This is a genomic window from Streptomyces cirratus (genome assembly GCF_014650775.1).
Classification (GTDB): domain Bacteria; phylum Actinomycetota; class Actinomycetes; order Streptomycetales; family Streptomycetaceae; genus Streptomyces; species Streptomyces cirratus.
Map to the genome: position 1 here is coordinate 164,681 of NZ_BMVP01000009.1, position 26,851 is coordinate 191,531.

Here is a 26,851-nt window from a genome sequence, read left to right on the forward strand (position 1 = left end):
TCGGTAGGACTTCGGACACCTTAGGGCAGCCGATCCGGCCGAAACCGATCGATACAGGGGGAGTAAAAGGACATAGCGCCCGATATTCGGGCGCTATGTCGCGCGTCGGTACCTTCGCCCTTCGCCCTTCGGCTTTCAGCCGGCCGTGGTGTGGCGATCGGCCACGTCGAGCGCCGCGTCCAGCAGGGCCAGGCCCTCCTTGGCCTCCGCCTCCGTGACGGTGCAGGGCGGGACGACGTGGGTCCGGTTCATGTTGACGAAGGGCCACAGGCCGGAGGCCTTGCAGGCGGCCGCGAACTCGGCCATCGGCCCGTTGTCGGCGCCGGCCGCGTTGTACGGGACGAGCGGCTCGCGCGTCCCCTCGTCCCGTACGAGTTCCAGGGCCCAGAAGGTACCGAGCCCCCGGACCTCCCCGACCGACGGGTGGCGCTCGGCGATCTCGGCGAGGCCGGGGCCGATCACGTCCTCCCCGATGCGGGCGGCGTTCTGGACGATGCCCTCGTCCTCCATCGCGTTGATCGTCGCGACGGCGGCGGCGCAGGCCAGGGGGTGACCGGAGTACGTCAGTCCGCCCGGATAGGGACGGGTGGCGAACGTCTCGGCGATCGCGCCGGAGATGGCGACGCCGCCGAGCGGGACGTAACCGCTGTTGACGCCCTTGGCGAAGGTGATCAGGTCGGGGGTGACGTCCCAGTGCTCGGCCGCGAACCACTTGCCGGTCCGGCCGAATCCGGACATGACCTCGTCCAGGACGAAGACGATGCCGTACCGGTCGCACAGCTCCCGGACGCCCGCCAGGTAACCGGGCGGCGGGGTCATGATGCCGGCCGTGCCCGGCACGGTCTCCAGGATGATCGCCGCGATGGTCCCCGGTCCCTCGAAGGCGATGGTGTCGGCGAGGTGGGTGAGGGCGCGCTCGCACTCCTCGGCCTCGGTGGTCGCGTGGAAGGGCGAGCGGTAGAGGAAGGGTCCCCAGAAGTGCACGACACCGGCGGCGGCCGTGTCGGAGGGCCAGCGGCGCGGGTCGCCGGTGAGGTTGATCGCGGCGGCGGTGGCGCCGTGGTACGAGCGGTACGTGGAGAGCACCTTCTGCCGGCCGGTGTGCAGCCGGGCCATGCGTACGGCGTTCTCCACGGCCTCGGCGCCACCGTTGGTGAAGAAGACCTTGTCGAGGTCGCCGGGGGTCCGCTCGGCGATGAGGCGTGCGGCCTCGGAGCGGACGTCGACGGCGAACCCCGGTGCGAGGGTGCAGAGCCGGGCGGCCTGCTCCTGGATCGCGGCGACGACCTTGGGGTGCTGGTGGCCGATGTTGGTGTTGACCAGCTGGGAGGAGAAGTCGAGGTAGCGGTTCCCGTCGTAGTCCCAGAAGTACGACCCCTCGGCACCGGCGATGGCCAGGGGATCGATCAGGGCCTGGGCGGACCAGGAGTGGAAGACGTGGGCGCGATCGGCGGCCTTGACTGCCGCGCCGGTGACATGAGGGGTCATACCGCCACGCTAGGAGCGCCCTGGTGGGGAGGGACATCGGCGGACTGTATGCGGGTGGGGGCCCGTCCTCGGCAGTCTGTCTGCGGCGGGCCGGAGGCTTGGCAGCCTCCTGCCGATATGACAGCATGTTGTCATATGGTCATGCCGGGTCCTCACAGGGAGGCGAGCACCATGAGCGACACTGCGCGGGCAACGCCCGGCAAGCCGGTCCACCTCGCGGTCTACGACACGTACGCGGACTGGGAGACCGGACACACCACGGCGCACCTCACCCGACGCGGGTACCGGGTCCGCACGGTCGCCTTCGCCGCCGAGGAGCCCGTCACCACCATGGGCGGCGTCCGCATCCTGCCCGACCTGGCCCTGGCCGGCCTGCGCCCCGAGGACTCCTCCCTGCTGATCCTCACGGGCGCGTCGCTCTGGGACTCCGGGGACACGCTGGCGCCGTTCGCGGCGAAGGCCCGCGAGTTCCTGGCGGCGGGGGTACCCGTCGCCGCGATCTGCGGGGCGACGGCCGGCCTCGCCCGGGCGGGTCTGCTGGACGGACGGCGGCACACGAGCGCCGCCGCCGAGTACCTGGCGGCGCAGCCCGGTTACGCGGGCGCCCCCGACTACGTCGAGGTCGACGCCGTCACGGACGCGGACCTCGTCACGGCGGGGCCGACCGAGCCGGTGGCGTTCGCCCGGGAGGTCTTCGCCCGGCTGGAGGTGTACGAGCCGGTCGTGCTGGATGCCTGGTACCGCCTCTTCCACGACTCGGACGCCGGCGCGTACCCGGTCCTGATGGGCGCCGCGGAACCCGACGATGCGTGAGGCGGATGCGGCGGTGGGCGCGGGGCCCGGGACGGGGTCCGGGCCTGGGACGGCGCCCGGACCTGGGACGGGGTCCGGACCTGGGACCGCGCCCGCGCTTTCCGTGCGGGCGCGCCAGGACCTCCTGAGCCGTACGGCCCTCGGCGTCTTCCGGCTGAACGGCCAGCTCCTCGCCGTCTCCGAGGAGCTGGCCCGCCCGGCCGGGCTGACGGCGGCGCGCTGGCAGGTGCTGGGCGCGGTGCTCCGCGAACCCCTGTCCGTCGCGGGCATCGCACGTGCCATGGGCATCACCCGCCAGAGCGTCCAGCGCATCGCCGACCTGCTCGCCGCGAACGGTCTCGCCGAGTACGTACCGAACCCCGCCCACCGGCGCGCGAAGCTGCTGCGGCCGACGGAGGAAGGGCGAGCGGCGATCGCCCGCATCGCTCCCGGCCATGCGGCGCTGGCCGCCCGGCTCGCCGCGGAACTGGGCGAGGAGGCCTTCGCGGAAACCGTCCGCACCCTGGAACGGCTGTCCTGCGCCCTCGACGCGCTGACGGCCACGCCGCCGGCCGACCCCGGCGGAGGGTAGGACCGGGCGGATTGTGTCGAAGTCAATAAGCCTGCAAGCAAAGCTTGTTGCGTACCGCGACCGCGTCGCAGACTGCCGCACATGGAGCCGTTGGAGGTAGTGGCACGACTGTGGGAGCGGATCGAGGCGCGCGACTGGGACGGCGTCGCCAAGCTGGTCGCCGAGGACGCCGTGATCGAGTGGCCGGTCAGCGGCGAGCGGATCGTGGGCCGGGCCAACTTCATCGCCGTGCTCGCCGAGGACGACGACGCGGACGAGGCGCCGGTGGAAGTGCTGCGCGTGCTCGCCGACGGGGACCTTGTGGTCACCGAGGTGGAGGCACCTCAGGAGCACGTGGTCTACCGGGCCGTCTCGCTGTGGACGGTGCGGGACGGGGAGATCGTCGGAGCGAGGGAGTACTGGACCAGCCCGGGCCAGGACCCGGCGCCCCGTTGGCGGGCGGGGTACGTCGAGCCGTTGGTCGCGGACTGAGTCACAATCGAGGTCCGGCTGCCAGACTGGGCCGCGTGTACACCCAAGTCTTCGCCGCCACCGGCGTCCTGGCCCTGCTGACGCTCGTTCCCGGACCGGACATGGCGATCGTGACGAAGCGGGCCGTCTCGCACGGGCGCGCCGACGGGATGCGTACCGTCGGCGGGATCTGCCTCGGGCTGCTCCTGTGGGGTGCCCTCACCGTCGCCGGACTCGCGGCGCTGCTCGCCGCGTCCGCCGAGGTGTACCTGGTGGTCAAGCTCGCCGGGGCGGGTTACCTCTGCTTCCTCGGCGTCCAGGCGCTGCGCCACGCGGGCGCCGATCCGGCCGTCCGGGGGGAGCAGGCGGACCGGCGCGGGGGCAGTGCCTGGCGCACCGGCCTGATCAGCAACGCCCTGAACCCGAAGATCGCCGTCTTCTACACGGGCCTGCTTCCCGCCCTCGCCCCGTCCGGTCTGCGCCCTGCGGTGGGCATGGCGCTGCTCGTGGCGGTCCACCTGCTGCTGACGCTGCTCTGGCTGGGTACGTACGTCCACGTCCTCTCCCGCGCCCGGCGCTTCTTCGCCCGCCCGCGCGTCCGCGGCGCCCTGGACCGGTTGACGGGCGTGGTCCTGATCGCCTTCGGCATCCGCGTGGCGACGGCAGCCTCGTGAGAGCCGCCTGCGGTAACGCCCCGTCACAACGCACCGGACCCGGGCCGTGGTGTTCGCGTACGAGACGGGGCTGATCCGTCCGACGGGCTACTGACGCACCCCCGTAGTACTTGAGGGGGAGCCGCGGATGTCCCCACCGGTGGCGACGCGGACGGCGGGGGTGCGGACCTACGGTTCTCACATGAGCGAGACGACCACCGGGGGGACAGCCCGGACACCGGAATTGCGCATGGCTTCGGGGCTCTTCGAGACCCTGCGCCAGGACCTGATCAGCGGCGCGTTCGCCTACCGGCCGCTGCCGCAGATGCGTGTGGACGGGCCGCTGCTGCGGCTGCTGCCGGCGGGCGTGCGCGCGAAGGCCGGCTACCTGCCGCATGCGGTGGTGGGGGTGATGGCGGTGCTCGTCGTGCTGGTCACCAACGCCGACTCCCACGGTATGCCGCAAGCCGTGCTGCTGTTCATGGGTCTGCTGGCGGCGGTACCGGTCCTGATGACGCTGGTGCGGCCGGTGGGGGCGTTCTGGGTGGCCTTGGCCGTGACGACCGGCCTCTCGCTCGTCCAGAACCGGGACCTGACCTGGCCGTGGTCGCCGGCGACCTTCACCGCCTACCTCGCGGTGATGGCCGTCGTGGCCATGCGGAGCCGGCCCCGGGTGGCCTGCTGGCTGTGGGCGATCACCTTGGTGTTCGGGGCGGCGATGCCGGTGCTCGTGAGCAGCTACGAGTCGAACGTGGCCCCCATGGCGTTCGCCTCCGCCCTCGTCCTGCTGACGGTCACCGTCGGCAACACCCGTCGGCAGGCGGAGCGGGAGGTCGTCGCGCAGCAGCAGGTGACCGCCGTCGAGCGGGACCGGCGCACGCTCCTGGAGGAGCGGACGACCATCGCGCGAGAGCTGCACGACGTGGTCGCGCACCACATGTCGGTGGTGGCGATCCAGGCGGAGGCGGCACCGTACCGGGTGAAGAACCCGCCGGCCGAACTGGAGGCGGCGTTCGTCACCATCCGGGAGAACGCGGTGGCGGCGCTGACGGAACTGCGGCGGGTACTCGGGGTGGTGCGCTCCGCGGACTACGAGGCGCCGGACGCGCCGCAGCCGACGCTGGCCTCGCTGGACAGGCTGCTGGCCAATGTGCGGGAGGCCGGGCTGAGCGTGGAGAAGACGGTCACCGGAGCGGTACGGGAACTGCCGCAGGGCGTGGAGCTGTCGGCGTACCGGATCATCCAGGAGGCGCTGAGCAACTCGCTGCGGCACGCGCCGGGCGCCGCGGCCGGGGTGGAGGTGTCGTACGTGCTGGGCGGCCTGGGGATACGGGTCGTCAACGGCCCGCCGACGGAGAAGGTGCTGCCGTCACCGGGTGCGGGACACGGGATCACCGGGATGCGGGAGCGGGTGGCCATGCTGGAGGGCGAGATGACGGCCGGGGAGACGGCGGCCGGCGGGTACGAGGTGGCCGTTTTCATACCGGTGCGCCGGACTTCCGAGCCGTCGGCGTCGGCGTCGGCGTTGCCCTCGCCCCCGTCCTCACCCTCGGCGTCGCCCGCGCAGGAGCGGTCGGCATGACGATCAAGGTGCTGATCGTCGATGACCAGATGATGGTCCGTGAGGGTTTCTCCGTCCTGCTGAACGCGATGGAGGGCATCGAGGTGGTCGGCGAAGCGGTCGACGGCCACCAGGCCATCGCGCAGGTGAACGCCCTGCGGCCGGATGTGGTGCTGATGGACATCCGGATGCCGGAGATGAACGGGCTGGAGGCGACGCGGCGGATCGTGGCCGCCGACACCGACGCGAAGGTGCTGGTCCTGACGACCTTCGACCTCGACGAGTACGTGTACCAGGCCCTGCGGGCAGGGGCGTCCGGGTTCCTGCTCAAGGACGCGTCGGCGAGGCAGTTGGCCGAGGGGGTGCGGGTGGTGGCGGGCGGCGAGGCGCTGCTGGCCCCCTCGGTGACCAAGCGGCTGATCTCCGAGTTCTCGAAGCTCGCGGAGTCACCGAAGCTCGCGGACCCGGCCGGGGTGGCGCAGTTGACGGAGCGGGAGACGGAGGTGCTGATCCTGATCGCCCAGGGGCTGACGAACGCCGAGATGGCGGACCGGCTGGTCGTGGCGGAGTCCACCATCAAGACCCATGTGAGCCGGATCCTGGTCAAGTTGGGCCTGCGCGACCGTACCCAGGCCGCCGTGTTCGCGTACGAGACCCGCCTGGTGACCCCAGCGTGAGGCCCGGGAAATCGCGGCCACAGCACTAGGCTTCGGTGATGGGCTTTGATCCGTGGGATGCCGCGTTCGTCGCCGATCCGTACCCCGCCTATCGGGAGTTGCGCGAGCAGGGGCGGGCGGTGTGGTCGCCGGCGACGGGGCAGTGGCTGGTGCCGCACTACGCCGATGTGAGCGCGCTGCTGCGCGACCGGCGGCTGGGGCGCACGTACCTGCACCGCTTCACGCACGAGGAGTTCGGGCAGCAGGCGCCCCCGCCGGAGCACGAGCCGTTCCATGTCCTCAACGGCAACGGCCTCCTGGACTTGGAGGACCCGGCGCACGCGCGGGTGCGGCGGCTGGTGGCGAAGGCCTTCACCCCGCGCACCGTGGAGCGGCTCGCGCCCGCCGTCGAGCGGCTGGCCGGGGAACTGGCGGGCGCGTTCCTGGCCGAGGGCGGCGGTGATCTGCTGACCGCCGTCGCGGAGCCGCTCCCGGTAGCGGTGATCGCGGAGCTGCTCGGGATCCCGGAGTCCGACCGCGCGCTGTTGCGGCCCTGGTCGGCCGACATCTGCGGGATGTTCGAGCTCCGGCCGGACGAGGAGACCGCGCGGCGGGCCGTCCGGGCGAGCGTCGAATTCAGCGACTACCTGCGCGCGCTGATCGCCGAGCGGCGCCGCCTCCCCGGCGCGGACCTGATCTCCGCGCTGATCGCCGCCCACGACGAGGAGGGCCGGCTCAGCGAGCAGGAAATGATCTCCACCTGCGTGCTGCTGCTGAACGCGGGCCACGAGGCGACGGTCAATACGACCGTCAACGGCTGGTGGGCACTGTTCCGCAATCCCGCGCAGCTCGACGACCTCCGGCGCCGTCCCGAAAAGTTGTCCACAGCTGTGGATGAACTCATGCGGTACGACACACCCCTACAAATGTTCGAACGCTGGGTGCTGGACGAGATCCGGATCGGGGACTCGGTGATCCCGCGCGGCGCCGAGGTCGCGCTGCTCTTCGGGTCCGCCAACCGGGATCCCGCGCGCTTCGAGAACCCCGACGCACTGGACCTCGTACGCGCCGACAACCCGCACCTGACCTTCGGGGCGGGGATCCACTACTGCCTCGGCGCACCGCTGGCGCGGCTGGAGCTGGGGGCCTCGTTCGGCGCCCTGCTGGCAGCCGGCGTGCCGCCGCTGCGGCTCGTGGAGGAGCCGCAGTGGCGGGACGGGTACGTCATCCGGGGGCTGCGGGAGCTGCTCGTCGCCTGCTGAAAACGGCAGCCACGGCCGTCAGCGCGGCACGGTCAGGGACCAGGCAGCGGGGCGCAGGGTCCAGGTGCGGCGCCGGAGCGGGCCCGACACGGCCGCGTGGTCGGCGCGGTAGCGGAAGTCCGCGCCCGACACCGTCACCGTCGCCGCCCGCTCCGTCAGCGCCGCGCACCCCGTCAGCCGCACCACCACCTCCGCCTGGCCGCCCGCCTGCCGGGTGACCACCGCGACGTCCTGCACCGGGTGGTCCACGTCCGCCAGCACCACCCCGTCCGCCTCCACCCGCAGCCGGTGCACCGGCCCCGCCGGCGCCTGCGCGGTCCCCGGCGGGCCCGGCAGCAGCATCCGGAGCAACGACCGGTAGCTCCGTACGGGTGGAACCTGCGCCCGCGCCGGCGGCGGGATCCGCAGGCCGCCCAGCACCACCCCGTCGCTGTCGTCCACCAGCAGGTCACGCTCCTGGACCGCCCCGTCCAGCGCCGCCCGCGCAGCCATCACCGCCGACAGCGGCACGCCCAGCGACCCCGCCAGCGTGAGGGAGCCCACCGGCCCCACCGGGATCAGCGACAACGGCTCCCCCAGCAGGTCACGCGAGCGGTGCAAGAGGGTCACCGTCCGTAGCAGCGCCCGGTCGTCACCCACGACCACGGGTCGCCGATGGCCCCGGCGGGCAAGGGCCCGCGCAAACTCCTCCGGCGAGTCGGGGAGAGAAACTTTCGCCGTGGCGCCGGCGCACAACACATCTTTCGCGATCCGTACGGACTCGCCGTCAAGACGGCGGGCGACCGGGTCGACGAGCACGAGCAGGCCGCCTACCGGCGCGCCCGCATGGCTCATGGTGGGCTCTGGAGCCGACACCTCGGTCCTTCCTCGGGTAGCATCTTTGTGCAAGAGGCCCTTGCGCTATTGCGCCAGGGCCTTCGTCTATTCCGGGGTACCGGTCCGACGGCTCAGCCTGCGGTGTACATCGTCGTACGCCCCCTGACCTTGGACATGCCCCATCCGGAAGAGGTGTACGCCTGTGCCCGCTCTTGTGCTGCTCGGAGCTCAGTGGGGTGACGAGGGCAAGGGAAAGGCCACCGACCTGCTCGGTGGATCCGTTGACTATGTGGTGCGCTACCAGGGCGGCAACAACGCCGGCCACACGGTCGTCGTAGGCGACCAGAAGTACGCGCTGCACCTTCTCCCTTCCGGCATCCTCTCCCCCGGATGCACCCCGGTCATCGGTAACGGCGTCGTCGTCGACCCGGCCGTACTCCTCTCCGAGCTGCGCGGGCTCAACGAGCGCGGCATCGACACCTCGAAGCTGCTGATCAGCGGTAACGCGCACCTGATCACCCCGTACAACGTCACCCTCGACAAGGTCGGCGAGCGCTTCCTCGGCAAGCGCAAGATCGGTACGACCGGCCGCGGCATCGGCCCGACGTACGCCGACAAGATCAACCGCATCGGCATCCGCGTCCAGGACCTGTACGACGAGTCGATCCTCCAGCAGAAGGTCGAAGCGGCGCTGGAGGGCAAGAACCAGCTCCTCGCGAAGCTCTACAACCGCCGCGCGATCGACGCCGCCGCGATCGTGGAGGAGATGCTCCAGTACGCGGAGCAGATCAAGCCGTACGTCGCGGACACCACCCTGATCCTCAACAACGCGCTGGACGAGGACAAGGTCGTGCTGTTCGAGGGCGGCCAGGGCACGCTGCTCGACGTCGACCACGGCACGTACCCCTTCGTGACCTCGTCCAACCCGACCGCGGGCGGCGCCTGCACCGGTACGGGTGTCGGCCCCACGAAGATCAGCCGCGTCATCGGCATCCTCAAGGCCTACACGACGCGCGTCGGCGCGGGCCCGTTCCCGACCGAGCTGTTCGACCAGGACGGCGAGGACCTGCGCCGCATCGGCGGGGAGCGCGGTGTGACCACCGGCCGTGACCGCCGCTGCGGCTGGTTCGACGCCCCGATCGCCCGCTACGCCACGCGGGTGAACGGCCTGACGGACTTCTTCCTCACCAAGCTGGACGTGCTGACCGGCTGGGAGCAGATCCCGGTCTGCGTCGCGTACGAGATCGACGGCAAGCGCGTCGAGGAGCTGCCGTACTCGCAGTCGGACTTCCACCACGCGAAGCCGATCTACGAGAACCTCCCCGGCTGGTCCGAGGACATCACCAAGGCCAAGACCTTCGCGGACCTCCCGAAGAACGCCCAGGCGTACGTCAAGGCGCTGGAGGAGATGTCGGGCGCCCCGATCTCCGCGATCGGTGTCGGCCCGGGCCGGACCGAGACGATCGAGATCAACTCGTTCCTGTAGGAAACCGGGCGGAACGAGCCGGAAGGGGCCGGGCGTCGACGGACGCCCGGCCCCTTCGGCGTGTCCGGCGACTCCGGCCGGGGCGACGCCGGGAGGGGGCGGTCAGGTGGAGCGGTGGATCAGCAGGAGCGTGTAGGTGCCGGTGGCCGTGTCGCGGACCGGGGTCAGCGCCGGGGTGTTGCGGCTGTCGTGCCCGTCGAGGTCCGTGCCCTCGTCCCAGGTCCTGCCGTCGAAGACCGCGTGGCGCAGCCGGTCCGCGCGCGACGACGGGTACACCGCGTGCAGCCGGCCGTCGTACGAGGCCACGGCCGCCCCGCGCCGGCTCGTGTGGCCCTCGCCCAGCGGGGCGGGCTTGTGCCAGGTGGCGCCGTCGTAGACCGCGTGCATCAGTCGGGCGTCGTCCGAACCGAAGCGGTAGACGAGGTGGATGCTGCCGTCGTGGACGGTGGCGGACAGGTTCGCGGGGTAGGGGCCGCTCTTGTTCCAGACGCGCAGCATCCCGTAAGCGGTGTCGCCACCGGCCGGCTTCTCCCACGGTCCGCGGGCCGTGCGCGCCACCCGGTGGATGATCTTCCCGTACAGCGGTGCGACGGCGAGCAGGTGCAGCGCGTCCCCGTACGAGACCAGCGCCGGGGCGATCGCGTCCTCCAGGGCGGGGGCGGACGGCCCGTCCCCCGCGAGCGGGGTGACGGCGATGCGCGTGTGGCCCGGGGGCTCCGCGAGCGTGTGGGCGCAGTGGAGTTCGCCGTGGTGCGCGGTCAGGGCCGGCGTCTCGACCGCCTCGCCGAGCAGCCGGTCCTCGGTGACCTCGCCGCGCAGTACGTCCAGCAGTTCCGGCTCGTACGTGGTCACCCGCAGCGGCAGGTAGCGCCCGTCCTCCTGCCGCGCGCCCCGGTGGGCGCAGTACAGCTTGCCCTCGTGGAGCGCGATCGCGGGCGCGGCCGCGCTCGTCCGGTCGGCGAACACCTGGTCTGCCTGCCAGCCGCCTGCCGTGCTGTAGACGGAAAGCCAGAGCCCCCGCTCGTCCTCGGCCATGCGTGCTCCCCTTCGCTCGACCGGACGGGAAACCGGGCCCGTCCGGAGGGCAACGGCGCGATGTCCCACGCCGCGATCGACCGTAGCCAGGTGGGCATCACCAGCCAACCCACCTGCGGGAAACCGGCCACGTTGAAAGATCAACGAGGCCAGAACCAGTCCCCTTGGGCCGTTTTTGTCCAGCCTGGCGGCCGGTCTGAGGGGCTCCGTCACCAGGCGAGTTGCGAGATCTCCTCGGCGACCACCGCGCAGGCGTCGGCGGCCGGGTCGATGAGCGGGAAGTGACCCACGCCGTCCAGGAGGGTCAGGCCGACCAGTTCGCCCGCCTTGGCCGCCGCGGCCACGTACGCCTCCGCCACCTGTTCCGGGACGACGATGTCCTCGCGGCCCTGCACCACGGCCGTCGCGATGCCCGTCGGAAGGAGCGCGGCCGGGTCCGCGCACGGCAGCCGCTCGTCCCAGTACCGTTCCCCGCCCAGCAGCTGCGCCGACGCCCCGCCGCAGACGCCCAGTTCCTCCGCCACCGCGAAGTCCGCGATCGGGGCCAGCGCCACCACACCCCGCAGCAGCGGCGGGGCCGGCAGCCGCCACGGGCTCCCCTCCGGCAGCACGTGACGGGCGGCGGCCCACAGGGCGAGGTGGCCCCCGGCGGAGTGACCCGTCACCACCATCCGGCGCACATCGGCCTGCGGCAGCGCCCCGGCGGCGAGCCGCGGCAGCGCGTCCATGGCGGCGGCGACGTCATCGAAGGTCTCGGGCCAGCGCCCCGCGACGGGAGCCCCTCCGCCCTGGTGCGGCAGTGAACTCCCGCGGCGGTATTCGACATTGGCCACGGCGAACCCCCGCCGGGCCAGGAAGTCCGCGAGCGGGGTGACGTGGCCCCGGTCGTACGGGGCCCGCCACGCGCCGCCGTGCAGGACGACGACCAGCGGAACCGGGCCCGTCGCGCCACCGCGCGGGGCATAGAAGTCGACGACCTGGTCCGGGTGTTCACCGTAGGCGGCGCTCGCGTCCGGCTCGACCGGTGGATGGGAGAAGGCCGAAGCGGACTCGGCGGCGTCCCGTTCGACTGCGGGGTCCGTCATCGGCTCAACCTCTCGGTAACGCATGGGGCAAGGGAGAACAGGCGCAGCAGGAGTTACCGCAGGGACACGTGTTCCGGTGCCCCGGCAGAGCGGGACCGTATCAGGCCTGAACAGGCCGACAGGCGGCGGCCCGAGGCAATGTGGACGCGGGCGGAGCCGAAGCTCCGCCCGCCCAGTGACACACCTCGCGATGTGACGTTTCTCCGCTACGTCACCCGAAGATGTGACCCAGCGTCCGGGCCGCGCGCTCCACGTCGGCGAATCCGACGTAGAGCGGGGTGAACCCGAAACGCAGGACGTCGGGTGCCCGGAAGTCCCCGATGACGCCCCGCGCGACGAGTTCGGCCATGACCTCGCGGGCGTTCGCGGTCCGCAGCGAGACCTGGCTGCCGCGGCGGGCGTGCTCGTCGGGAGTCACCGATTCCACGTTGCCCGCCGGGACGTAGGCGGCCACGCATTCCAGGAAGAAGTCCGTCAACGCGAGGGACTTGGCCCGCACCGCCTCGATCGAAACCCCGTCCCAGGCGTCGAGGGAGGATTCCAGCGCCAGCATCGACAGGATGTCCGGGGTCCCCACCCGGGCGCGCGCCGCACCCGTCGCCGGAACGTACTGAGCCGTCATCGCGAACGGGTCCGCGTGCCCGTTCCAGCCCGGCAGGGGCGAGTCGAAGGCGGTCTGGTGCCGTTCGGCGATGTACAGGTACGCGGGCGAACCGGGGCCGCCGTTGAGGTACTTGTACGTACAGCCCACCGCGAGGTCGACGGCGTTCTCGTCCAGGCCCACGGGCAGCGCCCCGGCGGAGTGGCACAGGTCCCAGACCATGACGGCGCCGGCGGCGCGGGCCGCGGCGGTGAGGGCCGGCAGGTCGTGCAGGCGCCCGGTGCGGTAGTCGACGTGGTTGAGCAGGACGACGGCGGTGTCCGCCCCCATCGCCGCCGCGGCCTGCGAGGGGTCGACCGGCTCGACCGTCAGGCCGGTCATCCTGGCGGCCGACGCGGCGATGTAGCCGTCCGTGGGGAAGGTGGAGGCGTCGACCAGCAGCCGGGTGCGGGAGGGATCCGCGAGGCGGGCCGCGCCGACCAGCGCCTTGAAGAGGTTGACGCTGGTGGAGTCGCCGACGGCCACCTGGCCGGGCGCCGCGCCGATCAGGGGGGCGATCTTGTCCCCGATGCGCTCGGGGGCGGTCCACCACCCGGACTCGTCCCACGAGCGGATGAGGAGCTCGCCCCACTGGCGGCCGACCACGTCGGCCGTGGTGGCGGCGACGCCGGCCGGGAGGGCGCCCAGGGAGTTGCCGTCGAGGTAGACGACGCCCTCGGGGAGGGTGAAGCGCTCGCGGAGCTTGCCCAGTTCGTCGGCGGCGTCCAGCGCCTCGGCGCGCCGCGCGAGTTCACCCGGGGACGGCCGGGTCGCGGACGGCCCGGTCAGCGACGGCCCGGTCAGGGACGGCCCGGTCAGGGACGGCTGGGCCATGGTGGGGGTCGGCTCAGACATGGCTGCGCGCCGTCCACAGCTCGGGGAACACGTTCTTCTGCGCGCGCTTCTCCAGCCAGGTCACACCCGCGGAGCCGCCGGTTCCCGTCTTCGCGCCCATCGCCCGGCGCGTGGCCACCAGGTGGTCGTTGCGCCAGCGCCACACCAGCTCCGCCACATCCGTCAGCACCTCGCCGAGCCGGTGCAGGTCGGCCTGCCCGTCCGGGTCGGCGTACAGCTCCGTCCAGACGGCCTCGACCTGCGGCGACGGCTCGTAACGCTGCGACAGGTCCCGGTCCAGCACGGACGCCGGCACCGGCAGGCCGCGACGCGCGAGCAGCCGCAGCACCTCGTCGTAGAGGCTCGGCTCCTGGAGGGCCTTCTCCAGCTCGGCGTGGACGCGCGGGGCGCCCCGGTGCGGCACCAGCATCGACGCGGACTTGTCGCCGAGCAGGAACTCCATGCGGCGGTACATCGCGGACTGGAAGCCGGAACCCTCTCCGAGCGCGGAGCGGTAGGAGTTGAACTGCGCGGGGGTCAGCTGCGCCAGCGGTCGCCAGGAGGCGTTGAGGGCCTCCAGTTCACGGAGGGAACGTTTCAGCGCGTCCATCGCGGCCGGGATCCGGTCCTCGCGGAGGGCCTTCGCGGCCGTCTCCCACTCGTGGACGATCACCGTGAACCACAGCTCCATGACCTGGGTCGTCACCAGGAAGACCATCTCGCCGGGGTCGTCCGAGCGGAGGTGCTGGAGGTGGGTGAGGACGTCCGCCTGGACGTAGTCCTCGTAGGGGGTGGTGCCGGCGAAGTCGAGGTTCGGGGTGTCCGAACCGGCTCCGGAGGCATCAAGGGCTTGCGACATCTCTGTCTCCTCGACACGTGCTTCCGGGTAGCGGTCCGCTCCTTCCGGTGAGGTAAGTGGAGCCCCGGTCCCCTGCTCGCATCATAAACAGGACTTCCGGGGCCCCTCTAGGGCGGCAGGCCAGGGCGTTACGCGAGCGTGTCCGCAGCCGTCTCCGAGGAATCCCGCAGGAAGGTCGAGCAGCGCTCGTACTCGTCCTTCTCCCCGATGGCTCCTGCGGCGCGCGCCAGGGCGTGCAGGGCGCGCAGGAACCCGCGGTTCGGCTCGTGCTCCCACGGCACCGGGCCGTGGCCCTTCCAGCCGGCGCGGCGCAGGGCGTCGAGGCCGCGGTGGTAGCCCGTTCGGGCGTACGCGTACGACTCGACGGTGCGGCCGGCGGCGAAGGCCTCGTCGGCCAGGGTGGCCCAGGCCAGCGAGGACGTCGGGTGCGCGGCGGCCACCTCGGCGGCCGGGGTGCCGGCGGCGAGGGCCTCGCGGGGGCCGGGCTCGTCGGGCAGGTGGGTGGGGGCGGGGCCCCCGAGCAGGTTCTGGTGAATCGACATGCGCCCAGTCTGGGGTATCGGGCCCGGTCCACGCCGCCCGGTGGCGGGCCGGGGGTGGGGTGGTGGTGGGCCGGTGGTGGGCGCCCCACCACGGCGGGCGGCAGGGGTGTGCCCGGCGCACCTCCCCGCGAGGAGGTCCTGGGGCGGACGGTAGGGGGGTCGTCGACGGAGGGGGAAGCGCGTGAACACCGGCACCGGCCGGCCCGACCGCACGGGGGAGGCCGTCATGGCGGAGGCCGCCACGGGGGAGGTCGTCGAGGAGCTGTGCGCCGCGGTGTTCGAGCCGCTGCGGCGCCGCGACCAGCGCGAGCGCGGACGCCAGTACGTACGGGGGCTGCTCGCCGCGGAGGGGCGCAAGTCGATCCGCAACATGGCGCTTCAGACGGGCTCCGGCGGCGCCGCCGAGGAGCAGGCGCTGCACCACTTCATCGCCGGCTCGACCTGGGACTGGCAGCCGATCCGTACCGCTCTGGCGCACTACCTCGGCCGGTCGGCGCCGCTCAGCGCGTGGGTGGTGCAGCCGATGGCGATCCCGCGCGGCGGCGAGCACTCGGTGGGCGTCGGCAACCGCTTCGACCCGCACCACGGGCAGGTGTTCCGGGGGCAGCAGGCCCTCGCCACGTGGTTCATCTCGGGCGGTGTGGCGACGCCGGTGCAGTGGCGGCTGCTCCTCGGCGGCGAGGGGCCGGCGGTGTCCGCGGACTCCTACGAAGCCTGCGCGGTCGCGGGGGCGGTGGAGCTCGCGCGGGGGTCCGCCGGGGGCGTACGGCCGGTCGTGCTCGACGTCCCCGACATCGCGACCCGGGCCACCCTGGGGCGCTTCGCCGAGGCGCGGGTGCCGGTGGTGGCGCGCGTCAGCCCCGGGGCGCGGCTGGGGGTGGCGGACCAGCGGCTCCCGGGCTACGGGGCGTTGCCGATGGCGGCGCGGGACATCCTGCAGAACGTGCGCGGGATGCGGATGCCGGTGGAGTGGGCGGATCCGGAGCGGGCCGGGGCGCGGCGCAGCTCGCTCGTGGCGGCGGTACGGGTGTTGCTCGCGGGGCGGGAGATGCTGCTGTTCGGGGAGTGGTCGGATGCGCGGCGGCTGCCGGGGCGGATGTGGGTGACGGACATGACGCGGGCCGCCCCGGGGGCGCTGGTGCGGCTGACCAAGAATGCGGGGAAGGTGTCCCTGGCGGCCGGGGCGAGCATGGACCGGGTGGGGCTGCGGGACTTCGCGGGCCGGTCGCTCTCGGGGTGGCACCGGCACGTGACACTGGCTTCGGTGGCGCACGCAGGGCTGTGGCTGGCCGGCCGCCTTCCGCCGTCCTCGCCGGCCCCCGCCCCGGGCGCGCGGCCGCGCCGCCCCTCCCCCGCCCTGGCCCGCTGCTGACCCACCCGGCGCCCGCCGACACGGGCCCCGACCGCCCCGACGAAGACCGCCGGGGGCGCGCGTCACACCCTGACGGGAACCGCCGACACCGACCCCGCGCCGGCCTGGCGAAACCGCCACGCGCGACGCCGCGTTCGCCGCCGAGTTGATGGCCCGGCCGAGCAGGGCGCGCTGTGTTCCGCACGGGCCAGACCGGCAGGCACCGGCGCCCCGTCCGCCCCGACGGGCTGCCGCCCCGGCCGGCCGGGGGCGCTGTGTTCCGCACGGGCCAGACCGGCAGGCACCGGCGCCCCGTCCACCCCGACGGGCTGCCGCCCCGGCCGGCCGGGGGCGCCGTGTTCCGCACGAGCCAGGCCGGCAGGCACCGGCCCCGCGCCCGCCCCGGCAAGGCTGCCGCACTTCGCGCCGCGTCCGCCCCGACGGGCAGCCGGACCGGCCGGCCGGGCACGGGCGAGCGGAGAGGTCAGGGCATGCTCGGGTAGGGGGATTCCGGCGAGCGGCGGGCGTGGAGGACCGCGCGGGTCTTGCGCAGCCGCAGCGCCATCTGGATCTCCAGGGCCTGCCCCGGCTTCTGCCAGCCCTCGCCCAGCAGGTCCGTGATCCGCTCCAGTCTCCGCGACACCGTGTTCGGGTGGACGTGCAGAGCCTCAGCGGCGTGCGTGGGGCTGCCGCCCGAGGCGAAGTACGCGTCCAGCGTCCGCGTCAGATCCGTCATGCGGTCCGCGTCGTACTCCAGCACCGGGCCGATCGTCGACGCGATGTAGGCCTCCACGTCGTGGTCCGCGGATAACAGCAGCCCCACGAACCCCAGCTCGCGCATAGAAGCCGTACCGCCCGCCCCGTCGAGCGCGGTCAGCGCGTCCAGGCAGCGCACCGCCTCCGCGTACACCCGCGCCACCTCCCCCGGCCCCTCGGCCGGTCCGGCGGCTCCCGTCGACACCGCGTGGCCCAGCAGCGGCGACAGTTCCCCGGAGGCCCGGTGCGCGGCGTCCGAGGCGTCGGTACCCGGCAGGAGCAGCACGATGCAGCCACGGCGGACGCCTTTGAGACCGCCCATGCGGTACGCGTACGAGGACGCCCACGCCACCGCCCGGCCCAGTTCGCCGCCCTCGGGCCGGGCCACGACCACCACGTGCGGGCGGTCGAGGTCGACGCCGAGCCGCCGGGTGCGCTCCGAGAGGCGCAGGTCGAACGAGTTGGGCCGCTCCAGCAGATCGGCCAGCAGTTCGTCGTGGACGGGCCCTTCGGCGGCGGCCGTACCCCGCTGGATCAGCATCAGCGAGGCCACCGACTGCGCCGCCAGCCGCAGCAGCCGTACGTCCTCCTCCGCGAGCGGCGCGGACGCGCTCAGCAGCAGCACCCCGAGGTCCTCGGCGCCCGCCAGCACCGGCGCCAGCCACACCTCCCCGGGCAGTCTGACGGGGCGCCGCCCGGTCAGCGCCTGGAGCGACGCCTTGGTCACCGACTCCTCGTCCAGTTCCGGGAGTTCACCGGTGACGGTCAGCACCCGCCCGCCGGGGTCCCGGACCTGGAGCACGCCGTCCAGCGCGTCGGCGGTGGCCCGGGCCAAGGTCAGCAGCCCGGCTCCGTCCAGGACCAGTCCGGCCAGCCGGGCGTGGCACTCCCACAGGTAACGGACCCGGGTCAGGGCGGTATTGGTCCGCGTGCCGAAGGCGGCCAGTTCGGTGACCTCGTCGCGGGTCTGCTCCAGCAGCCGGGCCTTCTCCAGGGCGACGGCGGCCAGGTCGGCGAGGGAGAGCAGCAGGCCGATCTCGTCGGGGGTGAACCGGCGCACGCGGCGTTCGGCCCCGTAGAGCGCGCCGAGGGTGGAGTCCCCGCGCCGCAGCGGTACCGCGATGATCGCGTGCAGCCCTTCGGCGCGGACGACGGCGTCGATGCCGGGCTCGTGCGCGATGGCGTCGTCGTTCAGGTAGTCGGCGGTCCAGACGGGGGAGCGGCGCTCTTGGGCGACGCTGCCCAGGCCGTTGCCGGTGCCCAGTTCGAGGCCGATGTTCAGTGAGGTGGTCTCGCCCTCGGAGGTCCGTACGTACGCGGAACCGTCCGGGCGGCTCAGGGACAGCCATGCCATGTCGAAGCCGAGGAGGCGCCGGGCCCGGCGGGTGATCAGGCGCAGTAGGCCGTCGATGTCGTACGGGGAGGTCAGGTCGTGCGCGGTGTCCACGAGGGCGGTCAGCGCGGCCTCGCGCTGTTTGCGGCGGCTCGCGCTGGCGCGGACGGAGCGGGCCAGCGCCACGGCGTGGGTGAGTCCCGCGAGCCGGGCGGGGTCCGCGTCCCCGCGTCGGGCTTCGTCCAGCAGGGCTTCGTAGGCGCTCTGCGGTGCTTCCTCCGCGAGCAGTTCCAGTACCGCGAGCACGCCGCCGTCGGCGCCCCCGTCCCGCGTCCCGCTGTCCCCCATAGGGCGCTTCCCCCGTCCGACCTGCTGTTTTCAGCCCGGATCTTGAACCTAGGTTCCGCGCGGCGGAGGGTCAAGCGCCACACGCCACCGGTATGCCGGCGAGGAAGCGGGCGGAGCGGAGGGCGTCGAGGCGTTCCTCGGCGCGGCGGACCCCTTCCAGGAAGGCGCCCGCCCGTTCGCCTCCGCCGGCGCCGTGCAGCCCGGCCAGTTCCAGCCGCAGTTCCCGGCGTCGTCCCAGGGCGAGTTCGGCTTCGACCCACTGCTCCAGTACCGAGCACCGGTCGGCGTCGAGCACGGCGACGCGGGAGCGGAGCCAGGGTCCGGCGTCGATGCCGTCCAGGGCGGGGCCGGTCCACAGGGCGAGGGCGCGGCGCAGCCGGCGGGCGGCCTGTTCGAAGTCGCCCCGGCCCATGGCCCGGTAGCCGGCTCCGGCCTCGCGCTCGAATTCCCGGACGTCGGACCGGCCGCCACCGGTGTCGAGAACATACCCGCCGGGCCTCGCGGACAGCACGGTCTCGGGAGTTCGTACCGAACCGGCTCCCAGCGCCTCCGCCAACCGCTCGCGCAGGCGGCGCACGGCGGTGAGCAGGACGGCGTGGTCGTAGTGGGACGAGGTGCGGTGGGCGAGCTCGTCAGCGAGGACGGCCTCCGGTACGACGCGGTCGGGAGAAACGGCCAGCACCGCCAGTACGTGCCTCGCCTCGGGCGTGGGCGCCTTGAGGGGCAAGCCGTTCTCGGTGACGCGCGGCACTCCGAGCACCTGAATGTCCACAGTCTTCTCCCCCTGACGCAGGGGCTCCGCCCTCAAAAAATAATACCCGGAAGCATCTTTTTTGGAAGGGGAGGTACGAAAACCAAGTGGCTCATGTGGCACTGGGGAACCGTCAGGCGACGGTTCGTCAGGCGCCGAGCGCCTCCGGGAGGTTCGCATCGGCGCCGTCCTCCGCGCCGCCCTCCGCGCCGTCCGCTCGCGGCGCCACGCCCACCGCGCAGCCCTCCCGGCACACGTGGGTGCCCCGCCCGCCGAAGAGCGCCCGCGCGCCCCGTCCCGGGGCGGTGTCCAAACGGATCGCCACGGCAGGGACGACCACGCTCGGCATCACGTGCGCGTACAGCTCCGAGACTTGGCGGTCCATGTCCAGGCCCAGCGTATGGGACATCGTATTGAGACCGGCGTACGCGCCGACGATCAACTGCGAGGGGATCGCGGGATCCACGCCCGGCAGCAGCTCGCCGCGCCGCTTCGCCTCCGCCAGCACCTCGGTGTGCAGGGCGATCCACGCTTCGTAGGGGGCCGCCTTGTCGAGGGTCTGACCGGCGCGGTCCAGGGTGAGCCGGGCACTGGCCCGCATGAGCACGTCGTGCCGCAGCTGGTGGCAGAAGATCATCCCCATGTCCAGGAACTCCTGCGCCTTGTACTCCTGCGGCAGGGCCGGCGGCTGCCCCTGGTTCTGGGCGTCGATGACGGCCTGGGCCAGGGCTTCCTTCGAACCGAAGTGGAAGTACAGGGCGCCCTTGGTGACCTTGGCGATGTTGACGATGTCGGAGAGTTTGGCGGCGTCGTAGCCGTACTCCTCGAAGACCGTCGCGGCCGCCTCCAATATGGCCTGCCGGGTGCGTACCGCCCGGTCCTGTTTTACCGGGGGGCGCTCTGTTCTCATGGGTGGGCCTCTCCTGACCCCCGGATTTACATCCCCGGGAGTACGTTCTTGTGAGGTGATTCCACACCATCGCGGAGCCGCAGTCCACCGCCGTGTGTCATCTCCGGCCATCCCGCCCGGGAGCCGCGGACATGCGGCAGGGGCCTGCTCGTCCCTCGTGGACGGGCAGGCCCCTGCCATGGGCCCTGTCACGGACGCCGCCGTGACGCCGGGGCTACTTCAGTCGGGTCCCCGCGGAGCGCAGGTTCGCGCAGGCCTCGGTGACACGCGCGGCCATGCCGGCCTCGGCGGCCTTGCCCCAGGTGCGGGGGTCGTACTTGGACTTGGTGCCCACCTCGCCGTCGACCTTGAGGACGCCGTCGTAGTTGCGGAACATGTGGTCCGCGACGGGGCGGGTGAAGGCGTACTGGGTGTCGGTGTCGAGGTTCATCTTCACGACGCCGTTCTCCAGCGCGGTGGCGATCTCCTCGGCCGTGGAGCCCGACCCGCCGTGGAAGACGAAGTCGAACGGGGAGGCCTTGCCGTACTTCTCGCCGACACCGGCCTGGAGGTCCTTGAGGAGCTCGGGGCGCAGGACGACATTGCCCGGCTTGTAGACGCCGTGCACGTTGCCGAAGGAGGCGGCCAGCAGGTAGCGGCCCTTCTCACCGAGGCCGAGGGCCTCGGCGGTGCGGATCGCGTCCTCGACGGTGGTGTACAGCTCGTCGTTGATCTCGTGGCTGACCCCGTCTTCCTCGCCACCGGTCGGGGTGATCTCGACCTCAAGGATGATCTTCGCGGCGGCGGCCTTGGCGAGCAGTTCCTGGGCGATGGCCAGGTTGTCGGCCAGGGTCTCGGCGGAGCCGTCCCACATGTGCGACTGGAAGAGCGGGTTCAGACCACGGCTCACGCGCTCGGCCGAGATGTCCAGGAGCGGACGCACATAGCCGTCCAGCTTGTCCTTCGGGCAGTGGTCCGTGTGCAGCGCGACCGTGATGTCGTACTTGGCGGCGACGACGTGCGCGAACTCCGCCAGGGCGACGGCGCCGGTGACCATGTCCTTGTTGTACTGGCCGCCCAGGAACTCGGCACCACCGGTGGAGATCTGGATGATGCCGTCGCTTTCGGCCTCCGCGAAGCCGCGAAGCGCAGCGTGCAGGGTCTGGGACGAGGTCACGTTGATCGCCGGGTAGGCGAACTTGCCTGCCTTCGCCCGGTCCAGCATCTCGTTGTAGACCTCGGGGGTTGCGATGGGCATCTGTCCGCTCCTTGGATGTGCGGGGAGTGTGCGATTGCTGGCCCTGACCTGGGGGCGACGTTGCCGTCGCGCCTATCTTTCCAGACTCGGTACCCGCCTCCACCCGGGCCCAGTGGACGTTTCACGTGAAACATTCGGCCGGGCCCGGGGGCGGAGAGAAAACAGCAGGTCAGCGACCACGGTGTCCCGACGACCGGGTTCCGCCGGGCGTCTCGTCCCGTGGACGCCCGGCTTCCGCAAACGCGACGACCCCCCAAACGATCTAGGAGAGGCCCAGGTCTGCGAGCTGGTAGCCGGTGAGGTAGGGCAGCCCCGCCTCGGCGATCGCGTCGGCCGCGCCGCGGTCCACGATCGTCGCCACGGCCACGACCTCACCGCCGGCCTCGCGGACCGCCTCGACGGCGGTCAGCGGGGACCCGCCGGTGGTCGAGGTGTCCTCGACCACGAGGCAGCGCTTGCCCTTCACGTCGGTGCCCTCGATCCGGCGCTGCATGCCGTGCGCCTTCTGCGCCTTGCGGACGACGAAGGCGTCCAGGCGCGCGCCGCGCGCGGCGGAGGCGTGCAGCATCGAGGTCGCCACCGGGTCGGCGCCCAGGGTCAGGCCGCCGACGCAGTCGTAGTCGAGGTCGGCGGTCAGGTCGAGCATGACCTGCCCGACCAGCGGGGCGGCCTCGCCGTCGAGGGTGATCCGGCGGAGGTCGATGTAGTAGTCGGCCTCCCGCCCGGAGGACAGGGTCACCTTGCCGTGCACGACGGCCTTGTCCTTGATCTGCTGCAGAAGCTCATCGCGTACGTCACTCATGGCTCCGAGCTTAAAGGGGACGGGGTCCAGGGCCTAAGCCAAGCGCCGCCAGGTCCAGGTGGTGGAGACCTCCAGCGGGTCCACCGGCGTGACCAGCCGCGGCAGGGTGTTCAGGCCGTTCGGCGGGCCGGACTGGGGCTCGACGCAGACCGTCTGCGGCTGCTCGTCGTAGATGACCACCCACTCGGCCCGGCTGGTGATCTTCAGTTCCAGCGAACCGGGCCAGGTGAGGGTGACGTCCACCCCCTCGGGCATCCCGAAGCAGTCGTCCCACGGCCCGGGCTTGGGGTCGATGCGGTTGCCGGTGGGGATGTGGTCGGGGCCGCGCTCCTCCTGCCAGGCGGGGGTGAAGTCCAGCTGCGCTTCCGGGCCGCCCGGCGTGAGGCTGCGGTTGAACCAGGGGTGCCAGCCGGCCTGGGCCGGGAAGGAGTCCCCGTACGTCTCGACGCCCATCGTGAGCGTCAGCGCGTCCTCGCCCAGCTGGAAGACCTGCGTCACGCGGCCCGGGTACGGCCACGGGTCGGCGAGGTCGTACGTGAACACGGCCGTGGTGCCGGTGCTGTGGGCCGGGCGCCAGGCCACCTCACGGCCGAAGCCGTGGATGGCGTGCGGGGGGTGGTTGAGCGGCAGCTGGTGGACGGTCGCCCCGTCGCGGAACCGGCCGTTCGCGGTGCGCCCGCACCACGGGACCATCGGGAAGGCCCCGTACTTGGGGCCCTGTAGCAGGAGCTCCGTCCCGTCGACGCGCAGACTGCTGATCCGGCAGCCGTTTTCCTGGTCGATCGTCAGCTCGGCGCCGCCGGCGCTCAGTCGCGTACTCATACGGCCGACCCTAAACGGCCGCCGGGCCGTTTCCGCGTCAAGGGTCAGACGGCCTAGCGGCGGCGGCGCAGGACGCGGCCGACCACGACGGCCGAGGCGACGGCAAGGGCGGCGGCCGGGGCGATCCAGCGCAGGCCGACCCCGGCCGCGGCGGAGGAGGGGGCCGGGACGGGGGCGTAGCGGCCGCGCGGAGGTGCGTGGTCGACCTCCTCGGCGCTGCGGCCGATCATCGTGCGGCGGGCGTGGGCGGCTTCGGCGGGGGGCCGCGCGGGGCCGTCGAGCGCGCCCGGTTCGCCGAGGCGCTCGAAGCCGCCTCCCTCGAAGGGGTCGAGGGACGGGGGCGGAACCTCCGCATCGAACACGGACTCGGTGATCTCGGTGATGCCGTCCTCGACGTCGTCGAAGCCGGAGTCGGCGTCGGCGTCGGCGTCGCTATCGGAGTCGGAGTCGCTATCGGAGTCGGAGTCGTCAGCGGCCGCCGCCGCGTCCTCGGCGTCCGCGACGGGGTCGGTCACCGGCTCGGCCAGCGGCTCCGGCTCCGCGACCGCCGCGGCGAGGTTGGCGGCGGTACGGTCCAGCAGCCGCTGCACGGCCGCGGCAGTGGCCTCCGGCGGGAAGTCGGCGGCCCGCCCGTCGGCGGACCCCCCGCCGGATACCGCCAGCCGGGTGCCTCCCCCTTCGGGGGTGAGCCGCAGCGTCAGCGCGAGCTTGACGGCCCCGTTGCCCCGCACCTCGGCGCCCTCCCCCTCGACGGCGAAGTGCTCCGGGTCCCGCTCGGTGAGGGCCAGCGCCCCCCGGTAGGTCACGGTGTGCCCGCCGACGCGCACCTTGAGCCGGCCCGCCAGCGGACCGGACGCGGTGTCGGCGTCCTGCTGGAGCCCGGGTACACAACGGGCCACCCGGGCGGGATCGCGCAGCACGGCGCGCAGGTCGTCTGCCGGTACCGGAACGAACACCTGATGCTCCATGCGGACGAGCCTACCGACGAGACCCGTTCCTGTATCCGGTCCTGCGCCGACCCGGACCCTACGTGTACCTCGGGTGCGGGAGCGTCGACGGCGGCAGGCCCGGCACCCGGGTGCGTTCCGCCTCGCGGGCGGCGTCCTGTAGGGCCGGGGTCGACACCGAGCGCAGCCCCGGCGTGTCGCGGTCGACCCGCAGCTGCGGTACGGCGTCCCGGGCGGCGAGTACGAAGCCCCAGTCCTGCGGCCGGGTGCCTGCGCCGCCCTGCCCGCGGTCGGGGCCGGCGGCGAAGCCGGAGAGCCGGCCGCCCGCGCTGTAGGGCGCGGTCCGCAGGCCGGCCGCCCGGAGGGTGGCCTCGACCGTCCAGTACGTGCGCGGCCGGGTGGCCAGCGGTCCCGCGTGCACCGCGATCCGGCCGCCGGGCCGCAGGGCGCGCGCGGCCAGCCCGTAGAACTCCTGCGAGTACAGCTTCGTGCTGGGCGTGATGCCCGGGTCCGGCAGGTCGGAGACGATGACGTCGAAGCGGTCCCGGGCGGCCGGGCTCCGCAGCCAGTTGAAGGCGTCCTGCGTGACGACGCCGAGGCGGGGGTCCTGGTACGCCGCGCCGTTCAGCTCGGACAGCATCGGGTCGGTGCGGGCGAGCCGGACCACCCCGGGGTCGAGTTCGACGACGGTGACGGAGGCGACGTCCGGGTAGCGCAGCACCTCGCGGGCGGCGAGCCCGTCACCGCCGCCGAGGACCAGGACGCGTGCGTGCGGGCCGGTCATCGCGGGGTGGACGAGGGCTTCGTGGTAGCGGTACTCGTCGTAGCCGCTGACCCGCAGCCGCCCGTCCAGGTACAGGTCGAGGGAGCGCGGTGACCCGGAGGCCGGCCCGGTCAGCACCAGTTCCTGCACGTTGCTCTGGACGGCGACCCGCACGTCCCCGCCGTACACGGCGCTGCGCGCGATCCGCTCGAAGTCGTCGGCCAGGAGGACCGCGGAGGCGAGGACGACGAGGACGGTCAGGTTCACGGCGATCAGCAGCCGGCGGCAGCGGCGGCTGAGGTCGCGGCGGAACATCCACAGGACGAGCCCTCCGCCGACGACCGCGTTGACGGTGCCCGTGAGCACCGCGCCGGTGAGCTGGCCGAGCACCGGCAGGAGCAGGAACGGGAAGGCGAGCCCGCCGACGAGTGCGCCCACGTAGTCGGCGGCGAACAGATCCGCGACGGCGCCGCCCGCGTCCTGCCGGTGGACCCGCTGGATCAGCACCATCAGCAGCGGGATCTCGGCGCCGATGAGCACGCCGATGGTGAACGAGAAGGCGACGAGCGCGGGCCGTGACTCCCCGAGCCAGGCGAAAGTCGCGTACAGGGCCATGGCGGAGAGCCCGCCGAGCAGGGCCAGGGCCGCTTCGACGGCGGCGAACCCGAACGCGGGCCGTCTGCGCAGCCGTTTGGCGAGTAGGGAGCCGACACCCATGGCGAAGACCATGACGGACAGCACCACCGACGCCTGGGTGACGGAGTCTCCGATGAGGTAGGAGCCGAGCGCGAGCAGCTCCAGTTCGTACACGAGGCCGCAGGCGGCACAGACGAAGACGGTGGCCAGCACGAGGAGTCGGCCGGTCCGGGGCCGTACGGGCAGGGCGGCCGGGACGGTCGCCACGCCCCGTGGCCCCGGAGCCGGCAACACCCGGCGCGGTACGGAACGGTCGATCATGCAGCGAACCGTACGTCACCGTCCACTTGCACCCCGTCACTCACATGGGTGCAAGTGATGTACTGATCCAGCCAATTGGAGTAACCACGGGGCCGCCCCGCGCCACCCTTTACAGCGACGCCACGGCCACCGATTCCGGCGTCTCGGCACCCGCGCCCATCCGCACGCCCACCCGCGTACGGGTGGCGACCAACTGGCCTTCCTGCGGGTACGCGTGCCAGGTCCGCCACCGCACCTGGCCCTCGTGACGCTGCGCCAGCAGCGCGGTGAAGGCGTGCGGGCTGCCCGGGAAGGTCCCGGCGAGCCCGTTCGGGTGATCCGCGACCAGCGCGAGCAGTTCCTGGGCGCGTCCGGCGAACGAGCCGCGCGAAAGGGTCTCGACGCGCGCGGCGAACTCGTACTCCCAGTCGCCCCACCGCTCGGCCACCCCCAGCGGTAGCGGGGTGCTGCTGCCGGGCATGCAGGCGACCGTCTCCGAGCAGAGGACCTCGCCCTCCTCCAGGAGCACCTGATGGGAGGCGCCGAGCAGGCGCAGCTCCACCTTCGCGCCCGCGAGCTGGAGGTTCAGTACGGCGAGGGCGGGCAGCCGGTCCCGTCCCAGGGCCCAGGCGAGATCGGCGGCACGCGTGTCGGTATAGGTGGTCTGGAGGGTCGTGAGCATGAGTCGGCTCCGCAAACGCGCGAGGAAGGTGGGCCGGGGAACCGCCAGCGGTTGGTCAACGGGTGGGGGACACCGGCACGGGTCCACAGGAAGTCCAGGGAGGTCCGAGGACTGGTCTACTCAACCGAGGGAATCATGAAAGGCACGGCACTCACAGCGTTTTTACCCAACTTGACGGGGTTTACATCCCCCCGGGGGCTACCCGGTTCACGTGTTCAACCACATGCCGCCCGTACGTCGTAACGCGCGGGCGGATGCGGGTGCTAACAGGGTGGCGTCCAAGGGAAGTTGTCCCCGCCGGACGCCCCGTTTACGCGGTACCGGCCGTACCGATCCTCAACTGGATCCGCACCCGCCGCCACCGCACGACGATGAGGACCCGCAGGACGACGAGGACCCGCACGAGGAGCTGCTGGAGCACCCGCCGCCCGAGGAACCGTCCCCGCCCCCGGCCCACCAGCT

The 26,851-nt window shown here is 72.7% G+C and carries 25 protein-coding genes; 9 read left to right on the forward strand and 16 right to left on the reverse strand.

Features of this window, described 5'->3' with window-relative positions; translation table 11 throughout:
- Positions 1–135 precede the first annotated feature (135 nt).
- Positions 136–1,488, reverse strand: a complete 1,353-nt coding sequence (locus tag IE207_RS22300; RefSeq protein ID WP_190186045.1) for an aspartate aminotransferase family protein — start codon at positions 1,486–1,488, stop codon at positions 136–138.
- Positions 1,489–1,659: 171 nt separating this feature from the next.
- Here IE207_RS22300 and IE207_RS22305 point away from each other — a divergent pair, with 171 nt between their 5' ends.
- From IE207_RS22305 to IE207_RS22335, 7 genes are all read left to right on the forward strand, one after another.
- Positions 1,660–2,301, forward strand: coding sequence for a DJ-1/PfpI family protein (locus IE207_RS22305; protein ID WP_190186046.1), 642 nt, complete (start codon positions 1,660–1,662; stop codon positions 2,299–2,301).
- Entirely contained in the window at positions 2,294–2,872 is a 579-nt protein-coding gene (locus IE207_RS22310; RefSeq protein WP_190186047.1) for a MarR family winged helix-turn-helix transcriptional regulator, read from the forward strand. Before IE207_RS22305 ends, IE207_RS22310 begins: the two co-directional genes overlap by 8 nt.
- 81 nt (positions 2,873–2,953) lie before the next feature.
- Complete coding sequence (locus tag IE207_RS22315; RefSeq protein ID WP_190186048.1) at positions 2,954–3,343, forward strand: nuclear transport factor 2 family protein; 390 nt, start codon at positions 2,954–2,956, stop codon at positions 3,341–3,343.
- Positions 3,344–3,378: 35 nt separating this feature from the next.
- Entirely contained in the window at positions 3,379–3,996 is a 618-nt protein-coding gene (locus IE207_RS22320) for a LysE family translocator (RefSeq protein WP_190186049.1), read from the forward strand.
- A gap of 181 nt (positions 3,997–4,177) precedes the next feature.
- Positions 4,178–5,557 carry a sensor histidine kinase gene (locus IE207_RS22325; protein WP_190186050.1) on the forward strand — a complete coding sequence of 460 codons (1,380 nt, stop codon included), beginning with the start codon at positions 4,178–4,180 and terminating at the stop codon, positions 5,555–5,557.
- Positions 5,554–6,213 (forward strand): response regulator, encoded by a 660-nt coding sequence (locus IE207_RS22330; protein WP_190186051.1) that lies wholly within the window; start codon positions 5,554–5,556, stop codon positions 6,211–6,213. Before IE207_RS22325 ends, IE207_RS22330 begins: the two co-directional genes overlap by 4 nt.
- A gap of 38 nt (positions 6,214–6,251) precedes the next feature.
- On the forward strand, positions 6,252–7,454 hold the full coding sequence (locus IE207_RS22335; protein ID WP_190186052.1) for a cytochrome P450: 1,203 nt from the start codon (positions 6,252–6,254) through the stop codon (positions 7,452–7,454).
- A gap of 18 nt (positions 7,455–7,472) precedes the next feature.
- Here IE207_RS22335 and IE207_RS22340 read toward each other — a convergent pair whose 3' ends face one another.
- Positions 7,473–8,288: a serine/threonine-protein kinase gene (locus tag IE207_RS22340; protein ID WP_190186110.1), complete on the reverse strand. Its 816-nt coding sequence runs from the start codon at positions 8,286–8,288 to the stop codon at positions 7,473–7,475.
- Positions 8,289–8,472: 184 nt separating this feature from the next.
- Here IE207_RS22340 and IE207_RS22345 point away from each other — a divergent pair, with 184 nt between their 5' ends.
- Positions 8,473–9,756 (forward strand): adenylosuccinate synthase, encoded by a 1,284-nt coding sequence (locus tag IE207_RS22345; protein ID WP_190186053.1) that lies wholly within the window; start codon positions 8,473–8,475, stop codon positions 9,754–9,756.
- Between the two features lie 102 nt (positions 9,757–9,858).
- Here the strand turns inward: IE207_RS22345 and IE207_RS22350 are convergent, their stop codons facing one another.
- The 5 genes from IE207_RS22350 to IE207_RS22370 form a co-directional block, all read right to left on the reverse strand.
- The gene (locus IE207_RS22350; RefSeq protein WP_190186054.1) at positions 9,859–10,791 is read right to left on the reverse strand and encodes a hypothetical protein; all 933 of its coding nucleotides are present in this window, start codon (positions 10,789–10,791) and stop codon (positions 9,859–9,861) included.
- A 209-nt stretch (positions 10,792–11,000) separates the two neighbouring features.
- Entirely contained in the window at positions 11,001–11,876 is an 876-nt protein-coding gene (locus tag IE207_RS22355; RefSeq protein ID WP_190186055.1) for an alpha/beta hydrolase, read from the reverse strand.
- 211 nt (positions 11,877–12,087) lie between these two features.
- Positions 12,088–13,350 carry a kynureninase gene (kynU, locus tag IE207_RS22360; protein ID WP_190186111.1) on the reverse strand — a complete coding sequence of 421 codons (1,263 nt, stop codon included), beginning with the start codon at positions 13,348–13,350 and terminating at the stop codon, positions 12,088–12,090.
- A 13-nt stretch (positions 13,351–13,363) separates the two neighbouring features.
- Positions 13,364–14,209 (reverse strand): tryptophan 2,3-dioxygenase, encoded by an 846-nt coding sequence (locus IE207_RS22365; protein ID WP_190186056.1) that lies wholly within the window; start codon positions 14,207–14,209, stop codon positions 13,364–13,366.
- 128 nt (positions 14,210–14,337) lie between these two features.
- Positions 14,338–14,751, reverse strand: coding sequence for a DUF3151 domain-containing protein (locus tag IE207_RS22370; RefSeq protein ID WP_190186057.1), 414 nt, complete (start codon positions 14,749–14,751; stop codon positions 14,338–14,340).
- A 181-nt stretch (positions 14,752–14,932) separates the two neighbouring features.
- Here IE207_RS22370 and IE207_RS22375 point away from each other — a divergent pair, with 181 nt between their 5' ends.
- Positions 14,933–16,123 (forward strand): IS701 family transposase, encoded by a 1,191-nt coding sequence (locus IE207_RS22375; RefSeq protein WP_229873889.1) that lies wholly within the window; start codon positions 14,933–14,935, stop codon positions 16,121–16,123.
- Between the two features lie 463 nt (positions 16,124–16,586).
- On the opposite strand, the gene IE207_RS22380 is transcribed toward IE207_RS22375, so the two are convergent.
- The 9 genes from IE207_RS22380 to IE207_RS22420 form a co-directional block, all read right to left on the reverse strand.
- Positions 16,587–18,539 carry a helix-turn-helix domain-containing protein gene (locus IE207_RS22380; protein ID WP_190186058.1) on the reverse strand — a complete coding sequence of 651 codons (1,953 nt, stop codon included), beginning with the start codon at positions 18,537–18,539 and terminating at the stop codon, positions 16,587–16,589.
- Between the two features lie 70 nt (positions 18,540–18,609).
- Positions 18,610–19,311 carry an AfsR/SARP family transcriptional regulator gene (locus tag IE207_RS22385; RefSeq protein ID WP_190186059.1) on the reverse strand — a complete coding sequence of 234 codons (702 nt, stop codon included), beginning with the start codon at positions 19,309–19,311 and terminating at the stop codon, positions 18,610–18,612.
- Positions 19,312–19,438: 127 nt separating this feature from the next.
- Complete coding sequence (locus IE207_RS22390; RefSeq protein ID WP_190186060.1) at positions 19,439–20,200, reverse strand: ScbR family autoregulator-binding transcription factor; 762 nt, start codon at positions 20,198–20,200, stop codon at positions 19,439–19,441.
- Between the two features lie 214 nt (positions 20,201–20,414).
- On the reverse strand, positions 20,415–21,437 hold the full coding sequence (fbaA, locus tag IE207_RS22395; RefSeq protein ID WP_190186061.1) for a class II fructose-bisphosphate aldolase: 1,023 nt from the start codon (positions 21,435–21,437) through the stop codon (positions 20,415–20,417).
- A 262-nt stretch (positions 21,438–21,699) separates the two neighbouring features.
- On the reverse strand, positions 21,700–22,239 hold the full coding sequence (gene pyrE / locus IE207_RS22400; protein ID WP_190186062.1) for an orotate phosphoribosyltransferase: 540 nt from the start codon (positions 22,237–22,239) through the stop codon (positions 21,700–21,702).
- A 33-nt stretch (positions 22,240–22,272) separates the two neighbouring features.
- A complete protein-coding gene (locus IE207_RS22405; protein ID WP_190186063.1) occupies positions 22,273–23,061 on the reverse strand; it encodes an aldose epimerase family protein in 789 nt (262 codons plus the stop codon).
- A 53-nt stretch (positions 23,062–23,114) separates the two neighbouring features.
- Positions 23,115–24,029 (reverse strand): SRPBCC domain-containing protein, encoded by a 915-nt coding sequence (locus IE207_RS22410; RefSeq protein ID WP_190186064.1) that lies wholly within the window; start codon positions 24,027–24,029, stop codon positions 23,115–23,117.
- Positions 24,030–24,087: 58 nt separating this feature from the next.
- Positions 24,088–25,728, reverse strand: a complete 1,641-nt coding sequence (locus tag IE207_RS22415; protein WP_190186065.1) for a polyamine aminopropyltransferase — start codon at positions 25,726–25,728, stop codon at positions 24,088–24,090.
- A 109-nt stretch (positions 25,729–25,837) separates the two neighbouring features.
- Positions 25,838–26,389 carry a DUF2617 family protein gene (locus IE207_RS22420; RefSeq protein ID WP_190186066.1) on the reverse strand — a complete coding sequence of 184 codons (552 nt, stop codon included), beginning with the start codon at positions 26,387–26,389 and terminating at the stop codon, positions 25,838–25,840.
- Positions 26,390–26,851: the final 462 nt, after the last annotated feature.